Annotated in this window: 1 protein-coding gene; it reads left to right on the forward strand. The window is 63.5% G+C overall.

Annotated features, from left to right (window positions below; all coding sequences use genetic code 11):
* Window positions 1–93 precede the first annotated feature (93 nt).
* Complete coding sequence (locus NKJ94_RS37315; protein WP_352532765.1) at window positions 94–1539, forward strand: IS4 family transposase; 1446 nt, start codon at window positions 94–96, stop codon at window positions 1537–1539.
* Window positions 1540–1546: the final 7 nt, after the last annotated feature.

Here is a 1546-nt window from a genome sequence, read left to right on the forward strand (position 1 = left end):
GCTTTCAATTACCCACATCGTCGGCGGGGCCTATTGCCGCGTATGAATCTGCCGTGATTCTGTCTGTGACGCCGAATCACGGAGGCGTCACGGATGCGAGACAAGACCAGCAGCGGCGAAGCCGCTTGGCAGGAGGAAGAGCTTTCTACGGCGGCCCTTCCCGACAAGCGTTTGGCCCGTCGGTTGCGACGGTTGCTGGATCAGATGTCAGCTGCGCCGGGCAAGCCAATCCCGGCGGCCTGCGGCGACTGGGCGGCGGCGAAGGCGGCCTACCGCTTCTTTGACAACCCGCGTGTGACCGAACATGGCGTTCTGGCCGGCCATTTCGCCGCGACCGCGGCGCGCGTTGCGGCGAACGAAGGTCCGATCCTTATCCTGCAGGACACGACCGAATTTATCTACAGCCGCGCGCAGCCGGGCAAAATCGGCTTCATCAAGACCATCAACGCCGGGCGCTACAAGGCTGGGCAGCCGAACGTGCTGACCTTATGCGGGATGCTGATGCATTCGAGCCTGGCCGTCACCCTCACCGGCACACCCCTCGGTCTGACGGCGGTGAAATTCTGGACACGAACGAAATTCAAGGGAACGCTCGCGCTCAAGCGGCACATCAATCCCACGCGCGTGCCGATCGAGATGAAGGAGAGCTACCGCTGGCTGGAGAACCTGCGCCAATCCATCGCGCTCGTTGGCGCGCCCGAGCGCTGCGTGCATGTGGGTGACCGGGAGAGCGACATCTACGAGCTCTATTGCACGGCGCAGGACCTTGGTACGAGCTTCCTCGTGCGGGTGCAGACGAACAGGCTGGCCGAGCGGCCTGCCGATGCTGCCCCACACGATCCTGCTCATCGCATCTTTGCCCAACTTGCGGCGGCGCCTTGGGCGGGACGTCATCGCATTACGGTCGATCAGAACGAGACGACCCGGCTGCAGGTGAAGTTCGCCGCCATCAACACCTTGCCGCCCGTGGGCAAGCAAAAGCGCTACAGTCCGCAGGTTCTGACTTACATCCACGCCCTCGAAGAAGATCCGCCGCCCGGTCGCGAGCCGATCGACTGGAAGCTGGTGACCAACTTGCCGGTCGAAGATCTCTCCGCGGCGGCCGAAAAGCTCGGCTGGTACGCCCTGCGCTGGAAGGCAGAGGTGTTCCACAAGGTCATGAAGTCCGGCTGCCGTGCGGAGGAGGCGAGGCTCGAGACCGCCGAGAGGCTGGCCAAGTTCCTCGCCCTCATCGCGGTGGTCAGTTGGCGCATATTCTTCGTCACTATGTCGGCGCGTGCCAAGCCAGACGCCGCGCCCGACAGCGTTCTCACCTTCGCCGAGATCACTGCGCTCGACCAGATCGACGCGTCCCGAACGCGACCACGCGTCCAACGGCCCACGCTCGCCGCCTACCTGCTGCAAATCGCCATGCTTGGCGGCTATCTCGCCCGCAAACATGACCCGCCTCCTGGCAACATGGTCGTCTGGCGCGGCATGACCCGCTTGCACGACATCGCCTTCGGCATCTCCATTGGATCAAGCCGACGATGTGGGTAATTGAAAG

This window comes from Mesorhizobium sp. M0060 (assembly GCF_040323155.1).
Classification (GTDB): Bacteria; Pseudomonadota; Alphaproteobacteria; order Rhizobiales; family Rhizobiaceae; genus Mesorhizobium.